The sequence below is a fragment of the Mesorhizobium sp. genome, from assembly GCF_004962245.1.
GTDB lineage: Bacteria > Pseudomonadota > Alphaproteobacteria > Rhizobiales > Rhizobiaceae > Mesorhizobium.
In genome coordinates, this window is the sequence record NZ_SUHQ01000006.1 from 170,313 (window position 1) to 195,678 (window position 25,366).

Below are 25,366 nucleotides of genomic sequence, written 5' to 3' on the forward strand. Positions count from 1 at the left end.
CCGCGACTTTGGATGACCAGGACGGCCGGGTCATCTTGGTCTTTGGGACATAACCGAACGTTTGCCCAAAAGGCTTTCCGGCAACTCTCATCCGAATGGCGTGGCAAATCCTGGACGCTTACGCCGAATGTGTGAGGTTCCGCCTGGCGCGGCAATGGTAGACTGCATTGGGCAGTGCGGCAGATCCTCAATCGTCGTGCTTGGATGGATGTCAGGCAGAGTTCAGCGAATGGAGTGAAGCCGCATGATATCTGGCGCAAGACAAGCAAGTTCGAGCTAATGCAGTGGCAGGCCAATGGATCGCGACCAAGTCCAGTTGGACGGGTGGTCGCCGCGACCAGGCGTCTGTGGACAACCCTGGCATGTCTGCTGGTCATGACAGGCTCGGTCTCAGCAGACCTGCTTTGGGGGGTGAATGGCCATCCCTTCAACGCTTACTCTGGAATATCGATCGAACAGCAGCTCGACTACGTCCGCGACCTCGGCATGAAGTCGTATCGCGTCAACATTTCCAGCGCCGACAACGCCACCAAACTTGCCGAACTGATCAAGGCAGCCAAGGAGCGCGGAGTCCAGATCCTACCGGTCATCACCCCCGAACTGGACCTCGACAATGGAACCGTCGACGACCTCTACGCGCAGGCCCATGATCTCGCATCGACACTCGTATCCCGCTTCAAGGATGACATCCGCGTGTGGGAGCTTGGCAACGAGATGGAGAACTATGCGATCTTGATGCCCTGCGAGATGCAGGACAGCGGAATACAGTACAACTGCTCGTGGGGACCTGCCGGCGGCACCATGACATCCGACTATTTCAGTCCGCGCTGGGCGAAGGTGAGCGCGGTGCTGCGCGGTCTATCGGATGCAACCATCGCGGTGGATCCGACCATCAGAAAAGCCATGGGGACGGCTGGCTGGGGTCACCGTGCAGCGTTCACCCGCATGCTCCAGGACGGTATCCGATGGGATATTTCGGTCTGGCATCTTTACGAAGGTGACCCGGAGGAAGCATTCAAATTCCTGGCGACATTCGGCCAACCCATCTGGCTGACAGAGTTCAACTACAGCGGCGGCAGCCAACGAGGGGAAAAGCAGCAGGCCGAAGGTCTGGTCCAGACCATGACGCTCCTGCGCAGATATCAATCTCTATATGGATTGGAAGCCGCCCATATCTACGAACTGCTCGACGAGCCTTACTGGGGGACAAGCTATGAGGCCTTCATGGGCCTCGTCCGCCTGAAAAAGCGCGGCCATGGGCTATGGATGCCAAGCGGGCGAAAGCCGGCGTATGATGCCGTAAAAAAGATCATTGCAGACGGCAGCGCAGAACCCAGTTCGCCGACCGTCCCGACAAAGGACTCGCCGCCTCCGGACCAGACGTCCGTCCCCCCGGTTGCCGATGCCGGCACATTTCACCCCTGTTCGCTCGATGCGTTCGACAAGTCTGCCTCCAATCACGCCAATCAGGTTGCATATGCTTACTGTCTGGTCTTGCGTCGCATGCCGTCGCCGACCGAGCAGTGGCGCGAGGTCACAGCGATGAAGAAGGATCCAGCCATTTTTCCATTGCTGACGAAGCTGTTGCTTTCGGTTGAATTCAGGACTGAAAATCAGCCGGTTGGGCTTGGAAATAGGCGATACGTGACCCTTCTTTATCGAACGCTGCTGGGACGGGAGCCGGACAACACCGGGCTTTCCGCTTACGTGTCGAAACTGGACAGCGACGAGGCGAACGGCGAACAGATCGTGGCGGAACTGATCCACTCATATGAGTTTCGCTCCAGACATGCGGTTCTGTTTCTCAGCGAGCCTCAGAAGGCGGTTCAATGAACGTTTTCGGCCGACAGGTCGTCAGCGGAGCTGTTTGGTCAGCTGTCGAGACGTGGGGCCGACAGATCGCTATGTTCGGCGTATTTGTGGTGCTGGCCCGCCACCTTGGCCCGAGGCATTCGGGCTCGCGGCGCTCGCCATGGTGGTGCCCAATATTCTGGCGGCTCGGTAACGAGGGGTCTGCCCGACGCCATTGTCCTGCGGGCGGAAATCGATCCCATTCACCTTGACTCGGCTTTCTGCCTCCTTGCCGCCACAGGCGCTGCGATCAGTAGCGGCCGCGTTCGAGCAACCGAGCATGGAGGCGCTCGTAAAGTGGACCAGCGCCATCGTTGTGATCCAGGCGTTTGGTGTCGTACCGGCGGCGATCTGGAAGTTCCTGGCGCCCAAGTCTCAGATTCTCCTACGCCCGCATTCGGGAGCTGTTCGGATTTGCTGGCCCTCTTGTCCTGCAGACTCTCTGGAATTTCTGGAACGACGAACTTCCCAAGATTGTGCTCGGTGCGTTCCTCGGCCCTCATGTGGTGGGTATATACGCGCTCGCGCGTCGACTCTCGATCTCCTGGTGGAATCGCTGCTCTCGCCGCTCATGGCCATCACCTTGCCAACCGTGTCTCGCATCCAGGCTCAGCCGGAAAAGATAAACAGCTTTTTCAACGCAACGGTGCGCGTGGCCGGTGTCATAGGTTTTCCAGCCTTTTTTGGTTTTGCCGCGGTCGCACCGGTCGCTGTTCCCTTCATTTTCGGCCAGCAATGGTCGGTTGGTGTGGCGGCTGTACAGATACAGATACTCATGATATTGGGCATTCAGCGCACCGTTGACAGCCTCTGCTCGTTCACGATCCTGGCGCTCGGGCCTGATCCTGAAACTGAACATGGTCTATACGGTGCTGGCTCTTGTCTTGATCACAGCAGGAGTCCAGATCAGCTTCGAATGGGCCATTGCCGCCCTCGTGGCCAGCAACGTTCTGCTTCTGCCGGTCTTCCTCGTCCAGGTTCACAGAATTGCCCATGTCGACGTTTTGAGGCCCCTGGTCATTTTCCCACGGCTTGCGGTCGCTTCGATCTTGATGTCTGCGGTCGTCAGCGCATGGCTGCAAGGCGCCCCGGCAAGTGCCGCGCCTGGAATCGTACTGGCCGGCGCTATCTTGATTGGCGCGGCAGGTTATGCGGCAGCTTCCTTCGTGCTGGTGCGCCCCGACCTGCTCAACGCACGCAATTTTGTATTGAGGCTGAGGGCTCGATGAAGATCGTAATCCTGAGCCAGCCTTTTGACACGGTCACGCCCCCGATCCAAAACTCGATCGGTATTTGGACGTATGAAGTCGCGAGGCGGCTGGGTGCAGATTGCGACACGACCATAGTCGCCCGGCGCCTGCGCGGGCTGCCAGCCCAGATGGAAATCGACGGCATCCGTTTCGAGCTGCTCAAATGCGCGCCGGCACGCCTCTGGAGCATGGCATCCCGCCTCTGGAGCCGTGTCTGGCCGCGGTCGCCGCTGGTCGCACAAAGCATCTATGCAATCGACTATCTTGCCCAGGCCATTCGGACGATACGCCGTCTCTCACCCGACGTGGTCCACATCCAGAACTTTCCGCAATACGTGCCCGCCATTCGACGGGCGTCGCCGCAAGCAGCAATCGTCTTGCACATGCATTGTGACTGGCTTGCGGAACTTGACCGCAATGCGATGAAGCAATCGCTCGCCGCCACTGATCTTGCCGTCGGGTGCTCTGAGCATGTCGTGGCCGCGGCGCGCACGCGATTTGCTGAAATGGACACAAACTTCGCAGTCCTGCCGAACGGAGCGCCCGCGAACCAGGACGTCACTGCCGTCGCTCGAATACCGGGAAAGGTTTTGTTCGTCGGCCGTGTGTCGCCCGAAAAAGGCATCCACACGCTGATCGAAGCCTGGCAGAGCGTTATTGCAGCCTGTCCTGAAGCCCGCCTCGAGATCGTCGGCCCATCGGCAACTCTTCCTCGTGAGTTCCTGATCGACCTGAGCACGGACCGTGACGTCCGGAATCTCGCTCGCTTCTACCACGGCGGTAGCGCGCACCTCGGTTCCTACGACGCCGCGCTGCGTGCGATGATAGCGCCGGCGATCGCGCCCACCGTCAGTTTCGCTGGCACGCAGCCCTACAAGAAATTGGTCGAGCGATATGCCGAGGCATCACTTGTCGTAAATCCCTCTCTCAGCGAGTCCTTCGGAATGAGCCTGATCGAGGCGCTGTCCAATGGCACTCCTGTCGTTGCCACTCGCGTAGGCGGCATGACGGAGATCATGGAAGCGACTGGCGGCGGCGTTTTGGTTGAGAAGAACGACCCGAATGCACTGGCAGCACAGATCATCGGCCTTCTTGGAGATCCAGCGCGAGCGGCAAAACTGGGACGACAGGGAGCCGAGCGGGTCGCCGATCTCTATGCGTGGGAAAAAATAAGCCAGTCGACCCGGAACCTGTACGACAAGGCCATCGCCATTCACCGTTCACGGCTTGGAAAGCGAAACCGCCCTTGCGCTCAGCGCCTGGCCTTGAACGAGGTGAACAGCGAGCCCGTGTCATCCCCCCATTCCCAGTTGACGGCGAGCCCGACCCGCAAAATTTGAAGGGCAGCATCGTCGGGATAGATGTCGGTGAGGCTTCGCTGCATCACCAGCTCGTCGTCGATCAGGATCGCAAACCGGTTTCCGTCGAATGCAGCGCGCATGCGAAAGCGTTTTCCCCAGACGACCTTGTCCGCCACATTGGTCCAGACCGCGTCATAGAGTTCCTCAAAGCCGAGCCGCTTGATGAACACCGAGATCGAAGCCCCCTGGTAGACATCGTCAAGCCAAGTCGTGACACAGAGGTAGTTGTCGCTGTCTTGCCAGAAGAGCAGTCCTGCCCGGCTGCGCTGATCTTGGCCTCGGCGCTCCCCGGGAGGCTCGATTGTAACCTCGAGATCGCTGAACCCCGGCAGATCCCAAGGCAGCGAATAGAATGTCCGACCCGGGTTCGGTCTGTCGACGCTCGCGCGCACACGGGCACTGCCCAGCCCGTCGACGTCGATGACCCCGCTCCCCAGTGTTCTTGCCCATTGTCCGCCGCCGAACTCCGTCGTGCGGCGATCCAGTTCGCCGGCGGTGCCGGCAAAATCGTCGGCGTAGGACAGGCTTGCTCCGAGTTGGTTCCAGGATGCCTCCAGAGGCGCCATCAATGGGATGGGAACTTCGCAAGGATGAGCCTCGAAATTATGCCAACGCGGCTCACTGTCGGCGCTTGTCCATACACCTACCCCGGTAGCATCCTCGGCTGAACCAGCCTCAGCAGGAAGGTCGAAAAGACGAGCCCCATCCAGAAAGCAGCTCACCTGACCGTCCCAGTCGAGAATCTGGACCGAATGGGTAGAACACTCCCGCAAGCCGTGTTCCGTATTGGTCGCGATCGTCGTCTCTTTGCCCGATTGCCTGCTGACCAAAGTGCATCCGAGCGTCGAGAGTTTCAGCAGCCAGAAATTGTCCTTGTCCCGAAACCGCCAGACGAGACCACACGCATCCGAGGCCGCGCTGACTTCCAGCAGCCCATGGATCAATCCTGAAGGGCGACCGGGATCGACGACGGACAGGTTGTCGCCAGCGTCCTGCAGAAAACGCCACCGCCCCCCTACTGCGGCGATTTGTGCCGGCAAGCCTTCCGCCAGGGCATCGGCGACGTGGGCGGTGCCAAACACCGTCGAAAATTCAGGTAGCCGTCCGACATGAACCGCCTGGACGCGTGTGTCGACGCGAAACCCGATCTGGCCTAGCGCCGACTGGTGAACGCCCGCAAACAGCTTTTCGTCCTTGTTGAAAGGATCAATCGCAATCGGACGCATCATTGGAAAAGCAGCGAGGCCGTGAGCTTTTTGGTCGGCTGCCGCATAATAGACAGCGCCCTGCTCCCGCAACGCCACAACATAGTAGACACGAAGGTTCTTTAGACGCCGGAACGCACTCAGGCATTGCTTTCCCACACGAGCCCACAGCTCGCCATTTTCACCTTCGGCAGCGTGCACGACAAAGCCGCAACCCTCTTCCACGGGACTGACCGGCGCCTCGCTGGGGAACCACCCGACAGCCAGGTTCTCGTTGATGTTCGGGCCCCGGTAGGTCCAGGGCGTGCTAAGCAACCACCACCAAAAACGGCGAAGTGTGGATCTCTTTCGCGGCGCACGTAGCAATGACATCAGGCGGCCGGGCCATGGGTCGATGCCGGGTCCCCGCAGCCAACGGTAGACTCGCCTGGCGATGTCGTCAGGCAGTGGCGATCCCTGCGATGTGTTGTGGCCGTTGGTGATGGAGACCAGCAACACCAGACCAGCCTCTCGTTGAAAGGGACCATAGGAAATCCCTTGCCGGCCCCAGCCTGGCCTGACGAGTGGCTGGAAACGAAGTGCGCCGTGATCGATCGCGATCTGGCGTTCGACGTCGCGCCCTCGCCTGACCCCTCCCTTTGTCGCCAAGGTCCCTATCACCGTGCCGCGGGTGCGATCGTCCTGAAAACTGTCTGCGACGAGAATCTCCGGTCCGACAACGCCGGACTCGGCCTGTTCAGCAGTTACTGCCCAGTCACGACGATGCAACACCCAAGGCCTCCTCACGTCGTCATGGGCTGCGCAAGAATGTGCTCGACCTGCCAGCCATCGTTGGCATAAGCGGCAGGCAAGGAAGACACGGCATAGCCGGCTGTGGCCAAGAACCCGATGATTTCGCGCGCTCTGCGATCGGCCTCGCTTTTCGTTGCAGCGTCCACCTCGCAAATGACCTTGGGGCGATATGCGGTCAATGCCGCCGTCATGCCGCGAAGCACGTCGATTTCTGCACCCTCGACATCGATCTTGACGAGGGTTGGCGGCCTGAGGCCGTGTCTTGCGATGGAGTCGTCGAGTGTCGTTGTCCTGACCCTGAGACGCCCGCTCATATCCGGCGGCATGGAGTTCATGGCGAGCGTTGCGCCACCGAGATGGCGCGCCAGCAACAATTCGGCGTCGCCGGTCTGCGCCCCAACCGCTTCAGTGAAAACGTGAATAATGCTCAAGCCGTTGACATTACGACTTCGCTCGATGGCGGCCGCATTGCGGGGGACGGGCTCGTACGCATAGACTTGGCCAAGCGGGCCGACGCGACGCGCTGCGATCAGTGAGAAGAAACCGATATTGGCGCCAACGTCATAAAACACGTTGCCCGGCGCCAGAAGCGATGCAATCGTTTCCTGGATCGGAAGCTCATAAGTCCCCCGGGCAAAATCGGGGTCGGCCCCGCGCGAAAAGATCTTCAGGCCGGCGGCCTTACCCTCTGCAACGATAGGCATGCTGTAGAAGACATCGCGGAGCTTCGTCGCCAACCTCATACAATATCCTCACAGACCAAGCTCACATCCAGGCACGGCAAATCGCGTCGTACCGTTCGAAGATGGCAGAATGAACGGCCACCTTCGAGTTAGACATCGGTTGGTCTGCTCATACTTTTGCCGGTCTAGCGGTACCCCTCATGCTATCGCTCAGATGACAGCGTTCACGCGTTAAGGTCATATCGCGTGAACATCTCGTGGTCGCTCAGCAACCGCCTCAGAAAATCGCCCCCACCCATGTCCGCCAGGACAGGCCAGTCGTCTGTCCCGCCGGCCGCTCCATCTGGGACCGGTGCGCCGCCAGCGCGTGACGTTTTACATCGATCACGTCGCCGACATAGGCATTGGAGTTGAACATCCTGACGCCGCGCAAGCCGGCAACGGTCCGGACCGTTTGCCGCAATGCGGTGCGATTGAGCCCAGCACGTCGTCGCGCAGACGAACCCACGGCCACTGATACCAATACCAGACGGGATATTCGAACACAGTCACGCGCCGGCCATACAGTTGAAGCGCGCCTCGCACGCCAAGATTGGTGGCGACGTGGTCCGCAGGCGGCTCTTTCATGTGGGTGACGAACACGCTCTGTGGCTGCCAGGCGAAGAGCAACTGAGCGATCGCATCTGCGATCTTGCCGACATGATGCTTTGCCATGCCGTCGGGAACACGCAGAAACCTGACCCGATCGGCCGACCCGCCCAACCGGCAAACCGCCTCGATCGCCTCGCCCTCACGGGTGATCCGCGGTGCCTCCCTATCAACCCGATTTGAATGGAATGCCGAACCCTCGGTAACGAAAATAAACCGGACGTCGGCGCCCGAGTTCAACTCTTGCTGGCGCCCCCCCACACCCCAATGTCTCATCGTCGGGATGGGGTGCAATGATGACCGCCGACGCCTGCCAGTCGGCTACGTCGAATGGATGAGACCCCTTACGCATCGCTCTATCGAGCATAGCGCCAATCGTATGCCTGACGTCACGCATCGATGGTTCCGATCATCCCTTCTTCCGTGTGGTCCAACTCGACCCACGCATGCTAGCAAAAACGATAAGTGGTTGGGGTGAGAAAACAATGAAGGTAGGAATTCTTGCTGGCGGATTGGGAACACGGCTAGCGGAAGAAACCGAGATCCGGCCGAAACCAATGGTCGAGATCGGAGCAAAGCCGATCCTTTGGCATATCATGATGCATTACTATGCCTACGGCCACCGCGATTTCGCCATCGCGTTGGGATACAAGGGCGAATACATCAAACGCTGGTTCAGCGACTATGTCGCATTCGATGGCAGCCTGACTGTCAACGCCGCATCGGGAAGCGTCAAGCGCCACTCAAACTCGCTGCCTGATTGGTCCGTCGACCTTGTGGAGACGGGACTGAATACGCTGACGGGCGGCCGCATAAAACGCCTGATCGACTGGATGGGCGACGAGACGATCATGCTCACCTGGGGCGACGGCGTTTCGGACGTCAACCTTGATGACCTGATCGCCTTTCACAAATCGCATGGCAAGCTTGCAACGATGACGGCGGTGCGTCCGCCAGCACGTTATGGGCACATCGAATTCGATGGCAATCGCGTTGTCGACTTCACGGAAAAGCCACAGGCTTCAGAGGGTTGGATCAATGGCGCCTTCTTTGTGCTCGAGCCCGGCATAAAGGACTATATCGATGGCGACGACGTCATGTTCGAGCACGCGCCAATGCAGCGGCTCGCGACCGACGGCCAACTGATGGCCTTTCGCCACGAATCCTTCTGGCAATGCATGGACACCATCCGCGAGAAGCATCTCCTTCAGAAATTGTGGGACAGCGGGCAGGCGCCCTGGAAAACATGGGAATTGATCGATGAAAGTTCTGGTTACAGGCCACCTCGGCTACATCGGTTCCGTCCTAACTCCGATGCTGCTTGAACGCGGCCATGACGTCACGGGTCTAGACAGCGACATCTTCCGGTCATGCACTTTCGTGGGAAAGTTGGCCGAAGTGCCGACGATCGAGAAAGACATCCGTGACATCGAGGTTGACGACGTCGCCGGCTTCGACGCGATCATCCATCTCGCTGGACTTTCAAACGATCCCTTGGGGGACTATCGGCCCCTGCTTACCGAAGAGATCAATTGCGGCGCTTCGGTAAGGCTTGCGCAGCTCGCCAAGACCGCCGGTGTCCAGCGGTTCCTGTACGCCTCCTCTTGCAGCAATTACGGCGCGGCAGGCGACAGCTTTCTGACTGAGGATGCTCCGTTCAACCCGGTTACGCCTTACGGCGTCTCAAAGGCGAATGTGGAGCGAGCGGTCGCCCCGATGGCGGATCAATCGTTCAGCCCGACATTCCTGCGTGCTTCCACGGCCTACGGCCTCTCGCCTCGCATCCGTTTCGATCTCGTGGTCAACAACCTGACCGCCTGGGCTTACACAACCGGCCTGGTCTACCTGAAAAGCGACGGGTCGCCGTGGCGTCCGATCGTCCATGTGGAGGACATTGCGCTGGCCTATATCGCCGTCCTCGAAGCCGAGCGGGATTTGGTCCACAACGAGGCATTCAATGTCGGCTTGACCACGGAAAACTATCAGATCCGGGAGATCGCGGCCTTGGTCCAGGCGATCGTTCCCGGCAGCCGCGTGGAGTTCGCGCCGGACGCCGGGCCAGACAAGCGGTGCTATCGCGTCGACTGCGCCTATATCGGCCGCCGCCTGCACGGGTTTAAGCCGCAATGGACGGCGCGGCGCGGCATTGAACAGCTCTATTCCACATTTCGCGCAGCAGGTCTCACAGTCGAGGATTTCGAGGGCGAGCGGTTCAAGCGCATCGCCCATGTGCAGAAGCTGATTCGGAACGGCGAACTGGATGCCGATCTGCGCCGCACGCCGCAATTGGCGATGGCGATTTGAGCAAACACAGTCAGGAGCCATGGCCATGATGATCGCTGGTGCGGCGTCAGTAACCGAGCAGGTCTGCCGATCTTGCGGCGGACGTCACATCGATACGTTCCTGAAGCTCGGCACGACGCCTCTCGCCGATCGGCTTCCATCGAGCATCGACGATGGCGAGGAGGAGCCGGTCTTTCCGCTCAATGTCGCCTTCTGTGGCGATTGCAGCTTGGTGCAGATCACGGAAACGGTGAACCCCAGGATCCTGTTTGCCGATGCCTATCCCTACTACTCCTCGTTCTCGCAAGCGCTGCTGCGGCATTCTCGAGACAACGTGCTCGATCTGATCGAACGCCGCGGCTTGAACTCCGGCAGTTTCGTGATCGAGCTGGCAAGCAACGACGGTTATCTGCTGAAGAACTATGTCGAGGCGGGCATACAAGTGCTTGGCATCGACCCGGCCGATGGGCCTGCTGCCGCCGCCATGAAGGTTGGCGTGCCGACACGTCTGACGTTCTTCACGCGCGAACTGGCCGAGTCCCTTCGCAAGGAGGGCATAAGAGCCGACGTGATCCACGCAAACAATGTGCTCGCCCATGTGGCCGACACCAATGGTTTTGTTTCAGGCATTGCACGGTTGCTCAAGGACGACGGCGTTGCGGTGCTCGAGGCGCCATATGTCGAACCGATGATCGACCATTGCCAATTCGATACGATCTACCACGAACACCTGTGCTATTTTTCGGTGACGGCATTGGACAAGCTGTTTCGGAGACATGGCCTTTATCTCAACGAAATAAAACACCTGTCGATTCATGGCGGTTCAATTCGCCTGTATGTCGAAAGGCAGGAACGTGTCGGGGAGAGCGTGACGAAACAGATCGCTCATGAAAGAGCGCGTGGGATCGATTCCATCGACTACTACCTCGATTTTTCCGCGACGGTCGACAAGTTGAAAGTCGAGCTTTCCGCATTGCTGCACCAGCTGAAAGCGACCGGCGCCTCGATCGCTGCCTATGGGGCGGCGGCCAAAGGCGCCACCTTGATCAACACGGTCGGCATCGGACGCGATCTCATTGATTTCGTCGTAGACCGCAACACTCACAAGCAGGGCAAGTACATGCCCGGTCAGAAAATTCCTATCCGCTCTACGGAGGCTCTGCTGGAGGCGCAGCCGGACTACGTGCTGGTGCTTGCCTGGAATTTCCTCGATGAGATCATGGCGCAGCAAACAGAATATCGGGCCAGGGGCGGAAAATTCATCGTTCCCGTGCCGACCCCACGGATCGTGTGACCGTGCAGGTCCGAAGCGCTGCCCGCGCCGAAGCGCGTGACCCGGTGACGAATTCGATGCGGCTTCGCGTCGATTGTCCGGTCTGCCGGCAGCAGGATCTGCTGCATTCCGTGTCCTTCGAGGCCCTGCCGGTGTCGTGCAACTCGCTGCACCCTGACGCGAACTCGGCCGCCGCCGCACAGACCGGCCAATTCGCCCTCACGTTCTGCCGCAATTGCGAACATTTTTTCAACGCCGCGTTCGAAGACGACCGGATCGGCTATACGCAAAATTACGAGAACTCGCTGCATTTTTCGCCGCGCTTCGTCGCCTTCGCGCAGGACCTCGCGGAACGCCTGTCCACTGCTTACGCACTCAAGGGAAAATTGGCCGTGGACGTCGGTTGCGGCAAGGGTGATTTCCTCAAGCGGCTCTGCTCGGCCAGCGGCGCCAGGGGAATCGGCTTCGACAGGAGCTTCGAAGACAATCGGGGTGAGAACGTCGCCGGCGTGGAATTCATCAATGACTGGTTCGGCGATGCCTATCCGGACGTCAAGCCTGACTTCGTTTCCTGCCGTCACGTCCTGGAGCACATAGCTAACCCGATCGCCTTCCTGCAAGGGCTTCGGTCCCATCCAGGCGTTGAGCCCAGCACCGTATTTTACATCGAGGTGCCCAATGCGCTCTATACATTGCGCGACATGGGAATCTGGGACCTGATCTACGAGCACATTTCCTACTTTACGCCGCACTCACTGCGCGCGGCGATGGAGACAGCAGGCTTCGAGGTGCTGGACGAAGGCGCGTCGTTCGGCGACCAGTACCTCTTCATCGAGGCAAAACCTCTCGAAACCCGGATGACGGACGATTTTTCAAGAACTGGGAAGATCGATGCGTTGGTCCGCTGCTTCGACCAGACCTATCGCGACAAGGTCGCCTGGTGGCGCGATTACCTCCTGGAACGGGATCCGGAGCAGACTGTTGTCTGGGGTGCAGGATCAAAGGGCGTCACGTTCGTCAACGTCGTTCCCGGAGGCGCGCGGATAAGCGCTCTGGTCGACGTCAATCCGCACAAGCAAGGGCGATTTGCTCCAGGCACCGGGACACCTGTGGTTGGGCCGGAGAGCCTGCGCGGCAGGCCCTTGCGGTCGATCATCGTGATGAACCCGCTCTATCGGGACGAAGTTGCCCAGGCGGCAAACAAGCTTGGACTGGCACCCGATATCATCGTGGCATGAGCTGACGAACCCCCACCTGCGGCTGACGGCCTGGCTTTCCCTCTCCATCGACGTCGATCCGCTGCAGGTTGAGCGGCCTCAGCCAGCAATGTCGCGTATAATCGGTCGACCGACGCATAAACTGTATCCAATTGAGCGGCGTCCTGAACAGCGCCCGAAAAAGCAGCAGGGAGTTAAGCCCGATAAAAAAACGGGACCGGGTGAGCTGCCCGCTCCGGTCGACCGCCGCATAAGTTACAAACCCGCGAAACGTGGCGCCGAACCTCTTCAACACTGCCTCGACCTGTACGTCGTAGCGCTCGTTGGCTGCGAAGCCTTGAAGCGACTTTGTTGTCCCCACCGGCCGCGTGTGTCTAACGACGACGTCGTCAACTATGGCGTAACGCAGCCAAGGCATGTCAGTCAGGCGGGTCCACAGAAGATCTATTCCCGTCTCGTAGCCGAGCCCGAATAATTTCAACGCGGCCTGCAGGCACCTGGCGCTGAACACCGGACACATCATTTCGACCGTGTTGGTATATCGCAACAAATATCGCTTGCCGCTGACAAGCGTCGCGGCATAGGAGAAATAGCTGTCCAATGAAAGCGCTGGCTGAAACAGATCAAGTCTATATTGTCGGCCGATTGCGAACAGACGATTCAAATCCAGTTTCGTCGTCTCAATGTCATCGTCGATCAATGCAATGAAGTCATATTTCGTCGCAATTTCAGGGTAGCATTGAAACAAGGCATGATACCCTGCGATCTTGCGCCCGGGCAGAAATACGCTCAAATCGTTCTGCCCATGGGAAACACCGGCCTCGTAGGCGGCGACGAGAAGATCGAAGTCGGCTTCGCCCGCCCCCTCAGTCCAGCCGGCATGCAAAGAGCCGCGCCCCGCCCGCACGATCACCAGATTTCTCTTGCCCGAGCCCTCGGGCAACCGCTGGGAGGCTGACGCTCCCACGGCTGCGGGCGCGGCTTGGCGACGGTTCATTCAAAGGCCTCCGGCGGATCGTCGCACCAGATCACTCGTTTCTAACCAGGAGAGCGGTCTGAGACGGCATGAATGCGTCTCAGGGCTCCAAGTCCGGCGCCACGCAACTTGCTACGAAGCTGCGGAGAAACAACGCCTACAACTTCCAGGCAAAATCTGGCAACGAGCAGTGGATCCAAGATCCATGCAAGCAGGTGAAACAGCGTGCTACCCAGCGGGGCTGTCCGCCTGTGCCGATAGGCAATCGCGGCGAGGTGTTTTACCCGCCTCGACAACTCAAAAGCGTTCGCGTTGGAGCCGTCTGGATTTTGCCAGGCCAATCGTTCGGAGCTTGGCAATCGCACCGAGCGCGTCGGATGGTCACGGCTGTAGAGTATCGCGTTGGGCGCGTGAACAAACGGCCCGAGGATGGCCATCTCGGCCAGAAGCGCACAATCTGACCCATAATAGGGCTCATGCAATGTCGTTTTGAGCAGAGACTCTCGGCGCCAAAGGCCAAACATCGCCGCATCCCATCCGTGCGCGGCGATCATCAGCCGGAACCGGGACGCGGGCGATGATCCTCCCACATCCGGCAGCACCCGTTCGACATAGGAAGTCAGTTGTCCGGTCTCGTCGATTCCCAGCAAGCGCGGATAGGCAATGACGTGGCCGGCGTTATCGTCGAGCGCACGCACGCAATCCGTCAGGAAACCACGGTCCAAAACGTCATCGTGCGCGCACCACTTGAAATATGCACCCGAGCTCAATTCGAAAGCTCGATTGAAATTGGCCGCGGCGCCCAGGTTGCGTGCGTTTCGAACATAGCGGACGCGCTTGTCCCGCAGCGCGAATTCCAGACATATATCGGCTGTCCTGTCTGTCGAGGCATTGTCGGTGATGACGAGCTCGAAATCATCGAAGTCCTGCTCCAGGATCGACTGGATCGCCTCGGAGACGAAATTCTCGCCATTGTAAACGGGCAGACCAAGGGATACTCGGGGCGGCTTGGAATGTTCCATTTTCCGTCTTCTTCTTGACGAGAGCGCGATCAGACCGCGACGATTTCCGGTCGCAGGCCCAGCGCATTCAAGGATTGCGCCACTTCATTCAGGTATATCGGGTTCATGACGATGACGAGGTCAGGCGGAGCGTCCAGGAGATCGCTTGGCGCGATGACCGGGTGACCGGTTCCGGGCGTAAACTTGCCTTGCTTGTAAGGGTTGATGTCGACCGCTGCCCACACTTCGTCTCCAAGCCGCAAGGTCGTCAGGAACGACACCGCCTTGCTCCCGCCGCCCCACAGGACGACCCGCCGGCCGGCGGCGTATGCGGCGCGGATGCGCTCCTGCCAGAAATCCTGAACCGCACGCACCCGGACGGGAAAGGTTTCCGCCAAACGGTGCATCTCTTCCAGATCGTGCTCGAGCGGTAGTCTCGGTGTCGTCGGGCCTGCCGACGGCCGGGCGTACTGGACGATGTACTGGTCGTCATAGACGAGTTCCAGATCGGTAACGTCGAACCCCTCCTGGCGAAACAGTCGTGCGTGCGTGCCGGGGCTGAAATAGGAACAATGCTCGTAGTAAATATCCCAGAATGCGCTCTCCACGAGCACACGTTTTGCATCCGGCGTTTCGAAGACGACCCAATCTTCGGTCCTTTCACCGATCATCTTTCGGATCAGCCGCACGAAAGTCGACACGGATCCTATGTGTTCGAGCGTGTGGCGACAAAGGACTGTGTCCGCTTGGAGATGCTGGTAATCTGGTCCGAAAAAATCGACGATCATCTGAATGTCGCCGTAGTCTTCATTGCGTCCTTTGTCGGCTCGATAGCCTGGATCGATGCCGAGCCCGGTGGCGCCGCCCGCCATGCAAAGTTCGCGGAGAAATTCGCCCTTGCCGCAGCCGATCTCCAACACATGCTTGCCGGCTATCGCACATTTCTGTGCAATCTCACGTGCAAGCTCCTTTGCGAAACTGTTGAAAGTGCTCGAAAAATGCTGGGATTCCTCGAAATTGGTCGAGTAGCCCATGACCGCTTCGTCAAAAGCCTTGTTGAATATGAATCCGCAGACTTCACAGAATGCGAGGTCAAGGTTGCGACGAGGAAAAGCATGGGCTTCCTGGGCCGAGTTAAGCAGGACGCAGCTATGCACCGGGATGGATTCGACCCTGTAAATCGACCGGCTAACCGGCGCCGAGCAGCACGGACACGAGGTCGGTTGAAGCGCTTTGGCGTAGCTGGCCATGTGAAGGTCAATCGAATTCATGGGAGAGCTGGCTCGGCAAGAGAACCGGTTATCTCGCGCCTTTCGGTTCCAAAGAACTCTCTGTGCCCGGTTTCGCGCGCAAGCTGGGCAGACTGGGCCAAGCCAAGGGCGTCGAGGATCGCAAGGTCGAACCTTTCCTCGGAGAACCTAGACGCGTTCATACGACAGGCGTGCGGCGCTATCGACACCGCATTTTCCTCAAACAGGTCAATTGCCTCGGCTATGGAATCGACGGACTGACGGTCGAAGAGCACACCTGTCGGATGGCTGCTCTCGCCAAGCGGCCGGACAATGTCGCGGGCACCTCCACGGCCAAAGGCGATCAATGGAGTGCCGCAAGCCTGGGCCTCGGCAAGCGCTATCCCGAAATCCTCGCATCCGGCGAACACCATCGCACGGGCGTTCGCGATTTTTTCGATGTATTCATGCCGCGGCAGATAGCCGGTGAAGATGATGTTGGGACCAGCAAGCGATCGCAGATGCTTGGACTGTACTTCGTCGCCCACGACAATCAGGCGACGCGACGGCGTTTTGCTGAACGCCTCAATAATCAGATCCGTACGTTTATACGGGGCGTGGAATGCGGCCGTTACGTAGTAGTCATCCTTGCTGGCGACGAGTTTAAGTTCCCCGGTGGCCACGGGCGGATGGACTACCCGCGCATCGCGGCCATAAATCCGTTCAATTCGGGAGCGGACGTAGTTCGAATTTGCCAGCATCAAATCAGGACCATGCGCCGTGCGGGTGTCCCAGGTCCGCAGCCTGTGAAGCAGATAACGAAAGGCAAGACCCTTCGGGCCAAATCCCAAATGGGCTTGCTGCAAATAGGAGAATTGTTCGTCCCACGCATAGCGCACCGGACTGTGCACGTAGCAAAGGTGTGGTTGGTCCGGGCGCGTGAGAACGCCTCGAGAGAATGCAGCCGAAGAAGAAATTACCGCGTCATATCCAGTGACATCAAATTGCTCGATCATAAACGGGCAAAGAAAAAATAGAGACCTGTAGTATTTTTTCACCAATGGAAGCCGATTCATCGCAGAAACGTGAAAAACCACGCCTGGAAAGTGCTCGTCTTTGACCTCCTTCGGGAGAAAATCAAAAAGAGTGAAGACCTCGGCTCTTGGGAAGAGCCTGCAGATCCGGGCAAGGACCTGCTCCCCCCCGCGAAAATTCGGGCACCAGTCATGCACGACGGCGATACGCGCATTGCGGTCGATGGCAGCAAATGGCGCCTTGCCGATGGATCGCAGATGCTTCGTATCATGACCAACCATGGTGGTTGCTTTCGGCTGTCGCACATGGCGCATGCATTGCCCTCCCGGAACGTTGGCACCCTTCGGGAATTCAGTTTTTGCCCGGATGCTCAACGACTGTGTGTCGTCCGTCCCGTCCAAACAAGCTGTCTATCGGGTTAAGCTCCGCCCTCGCTCGAAGCCGGTTGCACTCCAACGAGGTACGGCTTCTACTCCGATGGGCCTAAGCACGCCGCAACGCTAAACTTATGCGCAGGCTGCATCGGCGCGACCGGCGGATTAGGATGATAGCGCACTCAGTTCATTGGCTGTGCGGAGAGTTGATTGTCGAAAAAACTGGTCGTGATCGTCGCAACGTTTGGTCGCACGGAACAAGTGGCGCGGCTTCTCGCGCAGCTTGAGCGACAGACCCGGCTCCCGGACGCGGTCATAATTTCGGCGCCCGACGCAAACCATGTTCCCAGCAACATAGCCTGCCGGTTTCCGGTATCGAGCGTATTTGGAAAAACGGGCCTGCCGGCACAGCGTAACATTGCCCTCGATGCCGCAGGCGACCGTTTCGACATAATCACCTTTTTCGACGACGACTTCATTCCTGCAGACGACTATCTCGATGGCGTGTCACGGGCGTTCATGCAGCAGCCGGACTGGGCCGTAGTGACTGGAAACGTGCTGAAGGACGGTGCGACGACTGCAGGGTTCACGTGGGAAGAGGGTATCCAGGCGCTTCGCGAGGCCGGCACGGCGACTGAAGCGCGCGGGGTGGATCAACTCAGCGCCTATGGGTGCAACATGTCGATCAGGGCGGCATTCATCGGCGGCTTGCGCTTCGACGAACGGCTTGTGCTCTACGGCTGGCAGGAAGACGTCGATTTCACCAGCCGGCTGAGAGCCAGGGGGCGGGTCGTCTCCTTGCAGTCGATCCGCGGCGTTCATCTCGGCGTCAAGAGCGGTCGCGTAAGCGGCGTTCGTTTCGGCTATTCGCAGGTGGCGAACCCGATCTATCTCATCCGCAAAGGGTCGGTTCCATTGCCTATCGGACTAAAGTTGATGAGCAAAAATCTGCTTGCCAATCTCGCGCGCAGTCTCTGGCCGGAATCCTACATCGACCGGAGAGGACGTCTGCGCGGCAATCTTCTGGCGCTTTCACACGTCGCAAGAGGCCGGGTTGAGCCGGAATATGTTCTGGAGATCTAGTGCAGGGATAAAAGATGCTTGATGACCCGTTCCTTTCGATAGACAGAGGCACTCGCTCAAATCGCCGAGCCCGAGCCCTCGACAGGCTGTCCTGTCGGCGCGCGGCTCGGCGCCTGCTCCACGTCGTGGTGTCGGCGGGGATGACGTTGGCCTGCATATTGGGCGCTTCGGCTGCAAGCGCCAAGGAGTATGTGCTCGGCCCGCAGGATAAGCTGCGCATCAAGGTCTACGAATGGCGTGCGTCGCGCGACACGATTTTTGCCTGGGGTGCTCTCAACGACGAATATACGGTCGGTCCGAACGGCTCCATTTCGCTGCCGCTGGTTGGTGAAATCAAGGCCGCCGGCCTCACGACCGGCGAGATTGCGAACTCCATCGGCAACAGCCTGATGAAGAATGTTGGCCTGGTGCGAAAACCGAACACCGCGGTGGAAGTCGTCCAGTTCCGACCGTTCTACGTCGTCGGCAAGGTGACGCAATCGGGCGAATTCGCATATCGGCCCGGGCTGACCGTCCTGCAGGCATTGAGCATTGCGGGCGGGCTGCGGACGCGGGAGGACAGGGACGCCAGGTTCGAGCGCGAAGTGATCCAGGGTCGAGGGGATGTGAGCTTGCTTAGGCTGAGCGAGGCCAATCTCCTGGCTCGCAAGGCCAGGCTCGAGGCGGAACTCTCGCACGCCAGCGACATTGAGTTTCCGCCCCAGTTGACGTCACGCACGCAGGGTGACGTCATTGCCATGCTCATGAAGCAGGAGCATTTGATCTTCCAGGCGCGCAGGGAGGGGTTGGACACCCAGGTCAAGGCGCTTCAAAGTCTGCGTGAGTTTCTTCAGAAGGAACTCACCTCGCTGGAAGCGCAACTCGTCTTCCTCGACAAGCAGATTGCCTCTATCCAGAAAGAGTTGACGTCCGTCTCGGCGCTTGTGGCAAAGGGTCTGGCGGCGGCGCCGCGGGAATTTGCTTTGGAACGAACCCTCGCCCAGGCGCAGAGCGAGAGGCTGTCGGCGGAAACCAGTCTGCTGCGAGGCCGTCAGGAAATCAGCAGAACCGATATATCCATTCTCGAACTCCAGGAAGGACGGAGAAATGAGGTAACGATCGATCTGCGCCAAACCCAAGCCGAGCTCGATGCTCTCGACAGCAAGACCGAAACAGCGAGGCGGCTATTGTACGATTCCGAGATATCTGCCCCGACACTTCTTGCCCGCCGAGCCGAGTTGGATTTGGCTGCGCCAATCTACACGATCTTTCGACCGTCGGCGGATGGCACGACGGTGCAAATACAAGCCAACGAAACGAGCGTCGTCGAGCCCGGAGACACCATCAAGATTGAAATACCACTGGCTCCGGATGAAATGGGCGCGCTGGACTCGACATCGACCGAGCAGCGCAAGGCGCCGGGAATAGAACTCAAAGCAGAAACCGTCGGCGATACCGTAGGCATTCCGTAGCCTGCCGGCGGATTCTGCGAGCAGGATGAGGGTAGAAGCGCGCGACTGATCGATGGAAGTCAGTTAACTTCCTTGACCAATACACGCACTATGTGGCCCTATCGCCATCGCGCTCTTTTTCTAGAAAAAGAGACTTCGCCATGCAAGCAACGGAACTGCCCAACGTCTTCTTGACCAACACGTTCGATGAATAGATTCAACAAAAGCCATCCAAGTCTCAGACGGTTCGCTTTGCCAACAAGGTTCTCCGAAAACTCGGAATAAACCTCGTCCTCGCACCACCTGTTCGCACGTGTCGAACAGAGGATGGACATGTATCACTTGGCGAGCGCAGCGCTTTTCTACAACGTACCGGGGGACTTCTGTGAATTGGGATGCCACGAAGGCAAGTCAGCCGTCGTATTCCAACGTATACTTCAGCACTACGATCCAAGCAGGAACCTTCACTTGTATGACAGCTTCGAAGGTCTCCCGAACGCCAGCGCCGAAAACGGCCACGCCAACGCTCACAAGGGCGACATGGCCACTACGAAGGATGCGCTCATAGCAAATTTCAAGCGCTTGAATCTTCGGCAGCCTATTCTTCACCAGGGATGGTTCGAAGATACGCTTCCCACACAGTTGCCGGACAAAATTGCATTTGCGCATTTGGATGGTGACCCGAAAAGGTCGCGCTTTTGTACGGTGGATTCGATACGCTTTAGACGCGGCCGGGAACAGTGCCGATCTGCGATTGAATCACGTGCTCGCTGGAATCGCGCGAATGCTGAGCGTCCCCACCGCTGCCTCAGCAACACTGTCGTCTTCAACAGGCAAGACCCGGCTGACAAGAACGACAGCGAGAGGGATCAAGAACACGATACCGGGGTCGGCGCTGCCACTTGCCAGGGTTGCGGCCACGAGCCCCGATAAGGCGCAAGCGCGGACACTGGACGCGATCGCGTCGACCTCGGGATCGATGCGACTGCGGACACCCCGCAGCCCCCGCACCAGCATTGCCAACAGAGCAGTCATCATCGCGGTGCCGAACAGCCCCAACTGGGAAAGCACCGCGATCGGCCAGCTCGAGGCCCGCGAGCTTCCCAACCCGACCCCCAGTCCACCTGTATCGAAGAAAGACTGCAGGCTTTTGTAGTTCCAGTAGCTGCGCTCCTGGCCGGAGGCTGACGTGGCTTTGTTGATCACCGTGGAGTCGACGAGCTGCAGAACCGGATCGAAGACATGAGGATAGAGCAGACTGGCGGCCATCGCGGAGAGGAGCAAGGGCGGCAGCAACCCGATAAGCAGTGCCTCCCCCGACCTCAGCCGACTTGAAGCGAGCGACTTCACGATGGAAAAGACAACGGGCACGCTTACGATTGCAAGGCCGACATAGGCAGTCGACGATGTCGACAGCAGCAGGAGAACAAACAGGGTCGCTCCCAATCCCAATGCGAATTTGGATCCAGTCTTGCGCCAGTAGGTGTAGGTGAACGCCAGCCCTGCCAGCGATGCCCCGCCGAACGCCGATGCTTCTGAAAACGCCCCCGCAATCCGCCAAAACCCAGCTTCAACAACTTGCGTCAGCATGGCGTAGTTGGCGCTACGAATCGGGGCGAGGATGTCGCCGGCACCGCTCACCTTGCCCAACAAGTCCAGAATGCCCATCGACACGTGCAAGGTGAACCACAGGAAGAAGCCTCGCCTGATATCGGCCAACGTGCCGCTGCGCTGAAGCAGCAGACAGACCGCCAGGAACGTCAGCCCTGCCAGAACAAAGTACCCCGCCTGAGAGATATTGGCCGACACCGGCGCCAAGGCCGCTTCGTAGACCCCCTTGCCGGTGCGGGAAGAGACGAAGGCGCTCGTCTGCCCGGCAAAGAGCCTCGGAAATAACAGCGCTCCGATGCTCACATAGATCATGAGCGCGCACACGATCCATGCCGCGCCTATACGAGCAAAGACTGATCCAATTTCTCTCCAGATTCCCCGTCGAGCTAGTGCTGTCACTATCAGGAGCATATCAAAGACAGTGAAGATAAGTGGCGATGAGCCGCCAAGCGAGGTTATCGTCCCGATTGCCGTCGCGCCAAAAGCCAGGGAAGCAATCAGCGCAGCGATGATCGACCAGCGCATATAAACGACGAGGGCCAGGATTCCCGCGCAGATCAGCACCCCAACGACGGAAATCTGCATTTCACCCCTCCGACGATCGCTGATCCTGACTGTGCATAATTAAGCGAATGGCTTCACAGAAAGGAGCGACTCTGATTTGCTTACGAGGGCGTTGATCTTGAGCCAAGAAAATTGACCCCTGGGAGGTCGCCGTGTTGCTTGCCATTGTCGGCGTTGCGGGTCTTGCCCTGGTGACAGGGCTTACCCTGCGCGCGCCGGCGCTGATAGCGGCGACTTTGGTGGTGATCGCCGGCAGCATCGCTGCGGGCAGTTTTCTCCACCTGTCTGTTGAATCCACCATCCGCTCGACACTCTATCTCGTTGTCGTCACCCAAGTTGCCTACTTGGCCGGCCTAGCGCTTGCCGTACTGTGGCACAGCCCGAGGCGGGGGGCGATAATCCCCGAGACCGTTTCTGCTCCCCTGGACGTTTCCAATTCAGGAGGTCTGATCAAATTTCATCATGGCCGGTATTGTCCGGATCAGGATCGAGAAGTCGCGTAATAGAGACCATGTTTGAACGTATTGCGTATCCAGCAGCACTCGATGCGAATATTCGGTCATGTTTCTCCCGCTTATCTGCCAGAGGCCGGTCAGCCCTGGCCGAGTCTTCAGATATTCGTGCGCAGCGGCGCCATAGCGTTGCAATTCGTCGGCAACGACAGGTCGTGGACCGACGCAACTCATGTCGCCGCGCAGGACGTTGAACAACTGCGGCAGCTCATCCAGGCTCGATTTGCGAAGCATCTTTCCGAAAAACAGGATACGCGGATCGCACTTCAGCTTCTGGTTGGCTGCCCACTCCTGGGCGGCTTGTAAATCGCAGCTCAGATGCCGTTGGAGCACCTCCTCGGCATTCGGTACCATGGTGCGGAACTTGTAGCAGTCGAAGACCTTTCCGTTGAACCCGATACGACGGTGGACAAACAGCACCGGACCGCCTGTGGTGGCCTTGATCAGCAGCGGGATAAGAACCAGGATCGGACTGGCCAGAATAAGTGCCGTCGAGGCTACCAACAGATCCAGCAGCCTCTTGGCCCAACCGCCGAGAGGCTCTCGGTGGTCGCCCCCTACATCTTCTTGAACGCTTGCCGTTAGCATGTCCGGCCCAAGCGCAGTGGTGCCGCGGTCAGGGCTTGCGTCGAGTTGAGGCGACGAGAGGTCTGGCGTATTCGATGTGGCGGCCGCGCCGCTTTCACGCCGAAGAAGCAATGTCGCCGCAGGCTTGGCCCCGATCAGAACGGCCAAGTCGTTGTACGGCCGCACGTGGCTTTCAATCACGTTGGACATTTCTGCTCACGCTCGATTTCAGCTGTTTTTCCTTCGCATTTTGTCAATGACGGATGACTGCGGGCAAGCAGAGAAAAGGTGGTAGTTGGGGGATGATTGGTAGCGGCGGGCTACCCCTAAGATGCTAGATCAGGTACGGACGAATGGCTGTTCCGACCAATGGCAGGCACGATATCGGAATCAAACGTTCGACGCGCTGTTCTCTGCGCCGCCCCTGATTGGCGGCGCAGAAACATTTGGCAGGCAGGTGCCGAATTGACGGGCAGTGCCCCTGCCGCGAGGAAGACAGGATCGATGTCAGCGCGGTGCTTGGGTTGCGCGCTTCCGGTAACGATGAGCCGAAACAGAACGAACACGGGTCATCAACACCCCAAGGACGGACGAATTGATATTTTTGAGGGTCTGCGTCAGATCCTCAAGTTGATCAAGCGACGTCACACCCCACTGCGCCACAACAATCACACCATCAAGAAGTGGACAGACAGCAAGTCCTTCAGCACCTGAACTAAACGGTGGAAGCTCAACAATGACGACACTGTACGCGCCAACGTCGCCCAGTAATCTCTCCATATTGTCGGGAACAAGCAAATTCGCGGAATTCGACTCATCGTTCTTCAAGTAATAAAACGATGTCTTTTCAACAAACTGGATTTGCTTAACGAAGTCCTTCTGGCTCCCGGAATCTCGATCGATCACGTCGAGATCGGAGGAATTGACAAGTTCTTTGTCCAGCGCCGACCTGTGGTCGGCGTTGATCACCAGGGTTGCCGTGCCCGACATCGCGCAGAGGGCCGCCAGATTGCTTACAACGGTGCTCTTTCCATCACCGGGGGACACGGATGTGACTCCGATGCGGCGCCTTGGATGGGAGGTTCCGGCCAGGCTCATGATCGCCTTGACGCTCTGAAGGCTTCCGCTGAATGAGGAGTCCGGATTCCTGAGCACCTCGTCAAGCCGGCCAAAACCACCCCGCCTGAAGCTGACCGGCGGCAATTCTCCAATACAGGCCAAACCCAGTTCGCGGCGGATCTGATGAGGCGTCCTCACGTTCCGATCGAGGCCGCGCCGCGCCACAGCAAACCCGATGCCAGCTACCAGTCCGGCAAGTGCGCCAAAGGCGAGGATCAGCTTCTTGCGCGGCCGACTTGCCGTCTTTGGGCTCGTTGCGGATGTAATGACACGAGCATTGGCGATCAGATAGGGCTGTTGGTCGACCGAGTTCGTATACGCTCCGAGCAGGCTTTCATACATCTTCCGATAGGTGTCGGCCGTGACTTCCAATTGCTCCAGCGTCGTCTGGTGTGCTGGCTTTTCTTGCCCCTGTCCTTCGACGGAGGTCTCCTCCTGGCCAATACTGTAGTCGTGTTTTGCACGAAACTCCTGGGCGACCCTGGTCGCCTTGTTCATCTGGTCGCCGACCTCCCGCATACGCCTTTCCAACCATGCGATGCCTTGGCTAGCGGCTACTTTTGTCGTTTGCACTTGCTCGCGTACGAACGCCTCCGCCGTGGCGTTTGCGATGCGTGCCGCCAATGCGGGGTCCAGAGACTGGAATGTGATGTCTATCGCATATGAGACACCGACACGCTGAACATCCAGTCCATCGGTGAATATCTCCACCGCGGTACGCTCACGTTCGGCTTCGGACGGCGGACTGTTCGTTTGTTCCCGACCCAGCCAGGGCAGCATTCGATAGAAGAAATCCGTCAGCGCGGCATAGCTGGTGTGGAGTCCGTCGGCCTGAACGACACTCATCCAGGCCCTGCCAATCCTCTCGCCGATGGTCGGGCCATGCATGTCCCTGAACGTTGGGTTATCCATGAGCCCAAGGTCATCGATCACCATTATCGCGATCTTCTGGGAGCGCAGAACTGCGAGTTGGCTCTCGATCTGGGCGGTGTCGAGCGACAGATTTACCTCGGCGGATTGCTGCTGAAAGTTTCTGGGGATCTTTGGTTCGATCAAGATCTGCGTTCGCGCCACGTAGATCGAATCCGAGGTAGCAAAGTAGAATGTGGCGCAACCGATTCCGGCGACCATAAACGCAAGAATCGAGAAGAGGTACTGCCGGACAAAAGAAACAATGTCAGCGAGGCTGATAAAATCCTGCGGTGCATCGGCCCCAAGCCATGGCTTGTGGGCAATTGCCGCTAACGGCCGGTCTAGCATGGCTTTAATCCATATCTGCAGCGAAAGGAGCGGCGAACTGCA

Annotated in this window: 21 protein-coding genes and 2 pseudogenes; 12 read left to right on the plus strand and 11 right to left on the minus strand. The window is 58.7% G+C overall.

Annotation, left to right across the window (positions count from 1 at the left end; genetic code table 11):
* The first annotated feature begins 174 nt into the window (after positions 1 to 174).
* Complete coding sequence (locus tag E5X88_RS08810) at positions 175 to 1,833, plus strand: DUF4214 domain-containing protein (RefSeq protein ID WP_292160358.1); 1,659 nt, start codon at positions 175 to 177, stop codon at positions 1,831 to 1,833.
* Between the two features lie 69 nt (positions 1,834 to 1,902).
* On the opposite strand, the gene E5X88_RS08815 is transcribed toward E5X88_RS08810, so the two are convergent.
* The gene (locus tag E5X88_RS08815; RefSeq protein WP_292160361.1) at positions 1,903 to 2,223 is read right to left on the minus strand and encodes a hypothetical protein; all 321 of its coding nucleotides are present in this window, start codon (positions 2,221 to 2,223) and stop codon (positions 1,903 to 1,905) included.
* Between E5X88_RS08815 and E5X88_RS33625 the strand changes: the two are divergent.
* The 3 genes and pseudogenes from E5X88_RS33625 to E5X88_RS08830 form a co-directional block, all read left to right on the plus strand.
* Positions 2,184 to 2,536, plus strand: a pseudogene (locus E5X88_RS33625) (oligosaccharide flippase family protein); the annotation flags it as partial. The gene E5X88_RS08815 and the pseudogene E5X88_RS33625 overlap by 40 nt on opposite strands.
* 172 nt (positions 2,537 to 2,708) lie before the next feature.
* Positions 2,709 to 3,080: a hypothetical protein gene (locus tag E5X88_RS08825; RefSeq protein WP_292160365.1), complete on the plus strand. Its 372-nt coding sequence runs from the start codon at positions 2,709 to 2,711 to the stop codon at positions 3,078 to 3,080.
* Positions 3,077 to 4,441 (plus strand): glycosyltransferase family 4 protein, encoded by a 1,365-nt coding sequence (locus E5X88_RS08830; protein ID WP_292160367.1) that lies wholly within the window; start codon positions 3,077 to 3,079, stop codon positions 4,439 to 4,441. The genes E5X88_RS08825 and E5X88_RS08830 overlap by 4 nt, the downstream gene beginning before the upstream one ends.
* On the opposite strand, the gene E5X88_RS08835 is transcribed toward E5X88_RS08830, so the two are convergent.
* From E5X88_RS08835 to E5X88_RS08845, 3 genes are all read right to left on the minus strand, one after another.
* A complete protein-coding gene (locus E5X88_RS08835; protein WP_292160370.1) occupies positions 4,354 to 6,435 on the minus strand; it encodes an oxidoreductase in 2,082 nt (693 codons plus the stop codon). The two genes, E5X88_RS08830 and E5X88_RS08835, sit on opposite strands and share 88 nt — an antisense overlap.
* A 14-nt stretch (positions 6,436 to 6,449) precedes the next feature.
* Positions 6,450 to 7,202 (minus strand): FkbM family methyltransferase, encoded by a 753-nt coding sequence (locus E5X88_RS08840; protein ID WP_292160372.1) that lies wholly within the window; start codon positions 7,200 to 7,202, stop codon positions 6,450 to 6,452.
* Between the two features lie 324 nt (positions 7,203 to 7,526).
* Positions 7,527 to 8,030, minus strand: a complete 504-nt coding sequence (locus E5X88_RS08845; RefSeq protein ID WP_292160374.1) for a PIG-L family deacetylase — start codon at positions 8,028 to 8,030, stop codon at positions 7,527 to 7,529.
* Positions 8,031 to 8,275: 245 nt separating this feature from the next.
* Between E5X88_RS08845 and rfbF the strand changes: the two genes are divergently transcribed.
* From rfbF to E5X88_RS08865, 4 genes are read left to right on the plus strand one after another with little or no spacing between them, the layout of a single operon-like run.
* Positions 8,276 to 9,115, plus strand: coding sequence for a glucose-1-phosphate cytidylyltransferase (gene rfbF, locus E5X88_RS08850; RefSeq protein WP_292160563.1), 840 nt, complete (start codon positions 8,276 to 8,278; stop codon positions 9,113 to 9,115).
* On the plus strand, positions 9,051 to 10,094 hold the full coding sequence (locus E5X88_RS08855; RefSeq protein WP_292160377.1) for an NAD(P)-dependent oxidoreductase: 1,044 nt from the start codon (positions 9,051 to 9,053) through the stop codon (positions 10,092 to 10,094). Before rfbF ends, E5X88_RS08855 begins: the two co-directional genes overlap by 65 nt.
* A gap of 25 nt (positions 10,095 to 10,119) precedes the next feature.
* Positions 10,120 to 11,367: a class I SAM-dependent methyltransferase gene (locus E5X88_RS08860; protein WP_292160379.1), complete on the plus strand. Its 1,248-nt coding sequence runs from the start codon at positions 10,120 to 10,122 to the stop codon at positions 11,365 to 11,367.
* A gap of 2 nt (positions 11,368 to 11,369) precedes the next feature.
* Positions 11,370 to 12,584 (plus strand): class I SAM-dependent methyltransferase, encoded by a 1,215-nt coding sequence (locus tag E5X88_RS08865; RefSeq protein WP_292160381.1) that lies wholly within the window; start codon positions 11,370 to 11,372, stop codon positions 12,582 to 12,584.
* Here the strand turns inward: E5X88_RS08865 and E5X88_RS08870 are convergent.
* The 4 genes from E5X88_RS08870 to E5X88_RS08885 all read right to left on the minus strand — a co-directional run bounded on the left by E5X88_RS08870 (position 12,571) and on the right by E5X88_RS08885 (position 17,118).
* A complete protein-coding gene (locus E5X88_RS08870) occupies positions 12,571 to 13,560 on the minus strand; it encodes a hypothetical protein (RefSeq protein WP_292160383.1) in 990 nt (329 codons plus the stop codon). The two genes, E5X88_RS08865 and E5X88_RS08870, sit on opposite strands and share 14 nt — an antisense overlap.
* A gap of 41 nt (positions 13,561 to 13,601) precedes the next feature.
* Positions 13,602 to 14,561 carry a glycosyltransferase family 2 protein gene (locus tag E5X88_RS08875; RefSeq protein WP_292160384.1) on the minus strand — a complete coding sequence of 320 codons (960 nt, stop codon included), beginning with the start codon at positions 14,559 to 14,561 and terminating at the stop codon, positions 13,602 to 13,604.
* A 29-nt stretch (positions 14,562 to 14,590) separates the two neighbouring features.
* Positions 14,591 to 15,574 carry a class I SAM-dependent methyltransferase gene (locus E5X88_RS08880; protein WP_366929929.1) on the minus strand — a complete coding sequence of 328 codons (984 nt, stop codon included), beginning with the start codon at positions 15,572 to 15,574 and terminating at the stop codon, positions 14,591 to 14,593.
* A gap of 233 nt (positions 15,575 to 15,807) precedes the next feature.
* Complete coding sequence (locus tag E5X88_RS08885) at positions 15,808 to 17,118, minus strand: glycosyltransferase (RefSeq protein WP_292160388.1); 1,311 nt, start codon at positions 17,116 to 17,118, stop codon at positions 15,808 to 15,810.
* 270 nt (positions 17,119 to 17,388) lie between these two features.
* Between E5X88_RS08885 and E5X88_RS08890 the strand changes: the two genes are divergently transcribed.
* The 3 genes and pseudogenes from E5X88_RS08890 to E5X88_RS33630 form a co-directional block, all read left to right on the plus strand.
* Positions 17,389 to 18,261: a glycosyltransferase gene (locus E5X88_RS08890; protein WP_292160390.1), complete on the plus strand. Its 873-nt coding sequence runs from the start codon at positions 17,389 to 17,391 to the stop codon at positions 18,259 to 18,261.
* Between the two features lie 140 nt (positions 18,262 to 18,401).
* A complete protein-coding gene (locus E5X88_RS08895) occupies positions 18,402 to 19,712 on the plus strand; it encodes a polysaccharide biosynthesis/export family protein (protein ID WP_292160392.1) in 1,311 nt (436 codons plus the stop codon).
* Between the two features lie 312 nt (positions 19,713 to 20,024).
* A pseudogene (locus tag E5X88_RS33630) lies at positions 20,025 to 20,372 on the plus strand (TylF/MycF/NovP-related O-methyltransferase); the annotation flags it as partial.
* Between the two features lie 78 nt (positions 20,373 to 20,450).
* Here the strand turns inward: E5X88_RS33630 and E5X88_RS08900 are convergent.
* Positions 20,451 to 21,887, minus strand: a complete 1,437-nt coding sequence (locus E5X88_RS08900) for a hypothetical protein (protein ID WP_292160394.1) — start codon at positions 21,885 to 21,887, stop codon at positions 20,451 to 20,453.
* A 134-nt stretch (positions 21,888 to 22,021) separates the two neighbouring features.
* On the opposite strand from E5X88_RS08900, the gene E5X88_RS08905 reads away from it, so the two are divergent.
* A complete protein-coding gene (locus tag E5X88_RS08905) occupies positions 22,022 to 22,369 on the plus strand; it encodes a hypothetical protein (RefSeq protein ID WP_292160395.1) in 348 nt (115 codons plus the stop codon).
* Here the strand turns inward: E5X88_RS08905 and E5X88_RS08910 are convergent.
* Together E5X88_RS08910 and E5X88_RS08915 are read right to left on the minus strand one after the other, a co-directional pair.
* Positions 22,304 to 23,155, minus strand: a complete 852-nt coding sequence (locus E5X88_RS08910) for a sugar transferase (RefSeq protein WP_366664831.1) — start codon at positions 23,153 to 23,155, stop codon at positions 22,304 to 22,306. The two genes, E5X88_RS08905 and E5X88_RS08910, sit on opposite strands and share 66 nt — an antisense overlap.
* Positions 23,156 to 23,452: 297 nt before the next feature.
* The gene (locus tag E5X88_RS08915; RefSeq protein ID WP_292160397.1) at positions 23,453 to 25,324 is read right to left on the minus strand and encodes a GNVR domain-containing protein; all 1,872 of its coding nucleotides are present in this window, start codon (positions 25,322 to 25,324) and stop codon (positions 23,453 to 23,455) included.
* Positions 25,325 to 25,366 lie beyond the last annotated feature (42 nt).